Origin of the sequence: Desulfurella sp. (assembly GCF_023256235.1) — a bacterium.
GTDB lineage: Bacteria > Campylobacterota_A > Desulfurellia > Desulfurellales > Desulfurellaceae > Desulfurella.
This window is the reverse complement of record NZ_JAGDWY010000011.1, coordinates 1-4,433: the sequence shown is the minus strand read 5'-3', so window position 1 is coordinate 4,433 and position 4,433 is coordinate 1. Positions and strand designations below refer to the sequence as shown.

Annotated in this window: 5 protein-coding genes; all 5 read left to right on the top strand. The window is 31.8% G+C overall.

Annotation, left to right across the window (positions count from 1 at the left end):
• On the top strand, window positions 1-620 hold a 620-nt coding region (locus Q0C22_RS01115; RefSeq protein WP_291490250.1), incomplete at its 5' end, for a helix-hairpin-helix domain-containing protein.
• Window positions 604-822, top strand: coding sequence for a hypothetical protein (locus Q0C22_RS01110; protein ID WP_291490249.1), 219 nt, complete (start codon window positions 604-606; stop codon window positions 820-822). The genes Q0C22_RS01115 and Q0C22_RS01110, both read left to right, overlap by 17 nt.
• Window positions 823-828: 6 nt before the next feature.
• Complete coding sequence (locus Q0C22_RS01105) at window positions 829-1,548, top strand: sigma-70 family RNA polymerase sigma factor (protein ID WP_291490248.1); 720 nt, start codon at window positions 829-831, stop codon at window positions 1,546-1,548.
• 64 nt (window positions 1,549-1,612) lie between these two features.
• Window positions 1,613-2,992, top strand: coding sequence for an amino acid permease (locus tag Q0C22_RS01100; RefSeq protein ID WP_291490247.1), 1,380 nt, complete (start codon window positions 1,613-1,615; stop codon window positions 2,990-2,992).
• A 67-nt stretch (window positions 2,993-3,059) separates the two neighbouring features.
• Window positions 3,060-4,376 (top strand): TolC family protein, encoded by a 1,317-nt coding sequence (locus tag Q0C22_RS01095; RefSeq protein WP_291490246.1) that lies wholly within the window; start codon window positions 3,060-3,062, stop codon window positions 4,374-4,376.
• The last annotated feature ends 57 nt before the right edge of the window (window positions 4,377-4,433 follow it).

Genomic DNA, 4,433 nt, shown 5'->3' with positions numbered 1-4,433 from the left:
TTGTGGATAAAAAAATAGTCGAAAGTGTAAGCGATATTTATAATCTTGATATAGATAAACTTTTACAACTTGATAGGATGGGTTTAAAGCTTGCAAACAAAATTCTTGAAAACATTAACAAAAGCAAAAGAACAACTTTTGCTAGATTTTTATATGCACTTGGCATAAAACACGTAGGTGAGTTTGTGGCAAGTAAACTTGCTCTTAATTTTAAACTTGAAGAGTTAATTGAGCTTAAAAATGAGGAAAAACTTATGCAAATAGATGGGATAGGTCCAGAAATAGCTCAAAGTGTTGTAAGTTTTTTTAAAGAGCAAAGAAATGTTAATACTGTAAAAAATCTTCTTAAACATATCAGTTTTATTGATACAAAAAGTTCTGCAAAATTACAAAATGAAGTATTTGTATTTACCGGTGCTTTAAATATTCCAAGAAGCAAAGCAAAAGAAATGGTGGAAAATCTTGGTGGAACAGTTAAAGACAGTATATCAAAAGATACAACATATCTGGTTGTTGGCGATAAACCTGGTAGCAAACTTGAAAAAGTTAAAAAATTGGGTATCACAACTATAACTGAAGATGAATTTTTAAAGCTGGTTGGATATGAATTACGAGATTGATCCAAAGTGGCTAGGTTCTTTGTTTGGCATTATAGCGTTTGTTGTAAGCTGCTTGGTTTTTGTGTATTTAAGTAGCGATTTTTTTTATTCTACATTGAAAATAATTGTTACTTCAATATGTTCTTATATGTTTGGGATGGCTTTAGCAATAGTTTTTAATTACATTACAAACTCAAACGAAAGCAACCAAAATAATATTTAGCACTATATGAATTCTAAAGGCATATCTTTTAGTGAAGAACAAATTAAACATTTCTATCCTATTGTTAAAAGAATGGTTAGGAAAATTGTTGTTAAAATGCCTCAATCTTACGATGAGGAAGATTTTGTTCAAGTTGGAATGATTGGACTTTTAAAAGCGATTGAAAATATTGATACTACCAAAGATGAAAAAGCTTTCTACAAATATGCTTTATTAAAAGCAAAGGGTACAATACTTGATAAGCTGCGCAGTGTAGATGTAGTTTCACGATACACTAGAGATAAATTAAAAAGCATTTCTAAAGCACATAAAGAATTTTTAAAAGAAAATATTTTTGATGCATCAGAAAAAAGCATTGCAGCAAAAGCAGGTATGACAATGAAAGAATATCATAAAACAATGCTTGAAGTATCAAACTTAGATATCGTAAGCCTTGATGAAATCTTAGAAGATGAAATTAGTTTACAAGAATCTATTGAAGATAAAAATTCAAAGTCAGCGATAAGCATTTTAGAAGAAAACGAGCAAATTAATATATTGACAAAAGCTTTGAGTAAACTTTCAAAAATAGAACTTGATGTATTATCCATGTATTACTATGAGGATTTTAGCGTAAAAGAAATTGCACAAATTATTAAAAAAACTCAAAGCAGAGTATCTCAAATTAAAACAAACGCCATTATAAAGCTAAAACATTTAATTGAACAAGAATATACAAAATATTAATTAAAATTTGACACTATAATGAATTTATAGTAAAAATTATCTAATATTAAAAGAGGGGGTATTTATGTCAAAACAAATGGATGAAAATTACTTAAAAGAAAACTTAAAAAGAGATTTAAAAAATCGGCACATCCAGCTTATTGCTTTGGGTTCTGCTATTGGCGTTGGTTTATTTTTAGGTTCTGCAACAGGCATAAAATTTACAGGACCATCATTAATCTTGTCTTATATTTTGGTAGGATTGGTTGTTTTTATTGTTTTAAGGGCACTTGGAGAAATTGCAGTAGTGTATCCTGTATCTGGAAGCTTTAGTGCCTGGGCTGATCACATATTAGGACCAATGGCTGGTTATATAACAGGGTGGACTTATTGGTTTATGTGGACGGTTACAGTTATGGCAGAAATAACTGCTGTCGGCATTTATGTTACTTTCTGGTTTCCAAGCGTACCTCAATGGATTCCTGCACTCATATCTGTTATGTTGATAACGCTTTTAAATCTAATTGCAGTAAAAGTTTATGGAGAAACAGAATTCTGGTTTTCTATAATTAAAATAGTTACAATTCTGTTTTTTATTGTAGTAGGGGCTTTTATAATCTTTTTTGGGTTTGGCAATCATGGAATTCCTACTGGGTTTAGTAATTTGTATAAATATGGTGGTTTTTTCCCTAATGGATTAAAAGGCTTTTTGTTTTCACTGATTATAGTAGTGTATGCGTATTTAGGTATAGAAATTGTAGCAGTTACTGCAGGAGAAGCTCATAATCCAAATGTTACTTTACCTTCTGCAATTGATAAAGTTATATACAGAATAATTTTATTTTATGCTTTACCAATGATTGTAATATTATCAATATATCCATGGTTTAAAATTGGCACATTTGGAAGCCCTTTTGTAGAAAGCTTCTCAAAGCTAGGTATAGCAGCTGCTGCAAGCATTATAAATTTTGTTGTTATAACTGCAGCGCTTTCTAGCACAAATGGTGGTTTATTTTCAACTGGACGAATGCTTTATTCTCTTTCACTTCAAAAAAATGCCCCTTCAAGTTTTTCAAAGTTAAGCAATAATAAAGTACCATACATAGGCATTATTTTTTCTTCAATAGTAATGTTAATTGGTGTAATATTAAATTATTTTATACCTAAACAAGTATTCACAATTATAACAAGTGTTGCTACCACAGGGGCATTGTATGTTTGGCTTCTTATACTTATAATGCATATGAAGTTTAGAGGTTCATTAGAAAAAAGTGAATTGCCTAAATATCGCCTACCATTTTATCCGTTTTTAAATATTTTGGGTATTGTTTTTTTGATTATGGTAATTATAGTTATGGCATTTATGCCAGATGGCAGAATTGCTTTGTACGTAGCTTTTCCATGGTTTGGTTTGCTTATTGGAGCTTATTATTTATTTGGGTTAAACAAAAAAAACAATACTTAAAATAGCTTGACATAGACTTTATAAAAATATAAACTAAACACTCGATTAATGCGCAAAGGAGGTATCCATGCATCTTAAAAAAACCCTGCTTTCTATATCCATTTTAGCTTTGTTTGCAAATACTGCATTTGCTTTATCTTTGAGTGAAGTCCAGACTTTAAGCTCAAACAACAACTACCAGATAAAACAGTACGAATCTCTTTATGAGTCTTCCAAAGAATTAAAGCAAAGTGCTTTTAAAAGTTTTCTGCCAAATCTATCTACAAGTTACTCATATACAAGGCTTGATGAACCACCATACCAGATTGTTAATGGAAATAAAATGGTTATGGGCTCAAACAATAACTACCAGTGGAATGTAACCATAACACAGCCAATTTTTACAGGCTTTTATTTACTTAATAAGTACAGGTATGCAAAGTATGATGAAGCATTTTCAAAAGCAAACTTAGAGGTTATAAGAAACCAGGTTATAACAAATGCAAAAATAGCTTACTTTAATGTATTGTACAACCAAAAGATGCTGGAAACAAGACAACTTGCAGTTGCTCAGTATGAATCACACCTAAAAGACGCTCAAAGCTTTTACAAACAGGGTCTTATACCAAAGGTAGATTTACTAAAATCAGAAGTAGCTTACTCAAATGCAAAGCAAGAGCTAAAACAAGCCTACTCAAACCTTACAGATGCAATAGCTCAGCTAAACCAATTGCTAAATGAACCCATAGATAAAACACATACATTTGAACAGGTAGCAGATGTTGTGGATTTAAAAACACCCCTTGACTCACTCTATGCCCAAATAGACAACCGCCCGGATATAAAAGCTCTAAGCTATGCAATCCAGAAGGCTAACGCACAAGTAGGTATGGTAAAGTCTGGCTATTATCCACAGCTACAGTTAAGAGCAAACTACAACAGAAATGGTCAAAACCTTGATATGAGCAATAACCCATACTCAGATAACTCTATATACAGCTTAAACATCATAGCAAACTGGGATATATTTGATTGGGGTAAAACCAAAAACGATGTCCAGGCTGCAAAACTACAGGAAATAGCATTGCAAAATGAGCTAAATAACCTCAAAACACAATCCAAAACTCAAATACTTAACGCATATGACCAGGCTCAGGTAGCATACCACAATATATCTGTAGCCCAAACTGCACTGGCTCAAGCAAATGAAAACTACAAACTAACCAACGAGCGCTACTTAAACCAGCTTGCAACTTCAACAGACATACTTGATGCAAGAGCGCTTCTAACGCAGGCTGAAGCTAACTATTATGGAGCTATCTACGGTTACTGTATAGCTTTGGAAAAACTTGCAAATGCTGTTGGCAAAACAGATGAATTTGATTATTTGATAAGGTTTAGGTAAAAGGAGGAAAACCCAATGTCTAACTCTAAAAAAAAGCTTATTCTTATTGCAATTGTA

Bases quoted from the DNA above. Each gene is read 5' to 3' on its own strand.
- Q0C22_RS01095 (WP_291490246.1), top strand. From the start codon at position 3,060: ATGCATCTTAAAAAAACCCTGCTTTCTATATCCATTTTAGCTTTGTTT.
- Q0C22_RS01110 (WP_291490249.1), top strand. From the start codon at position 604: ATGAATTACGAGATTGATCCAAAGTGGCTAGGTTCTTTGTTTGGCATT.
- Q0C22_RS01100 (WP_291490247.1), top strand. From the start codon at position 1,613: ATGTCAAAACAAATGGATGAAAATTACTTAAAAGAAAACTTAAAAAGA.
- Q0C22_RS01105 (WP_291490248.1), top strand. From the start codon at position 829: ATGAATTCTAAAGGCATATCTTTTAGTGAAGAACAAATTAAACATTTC.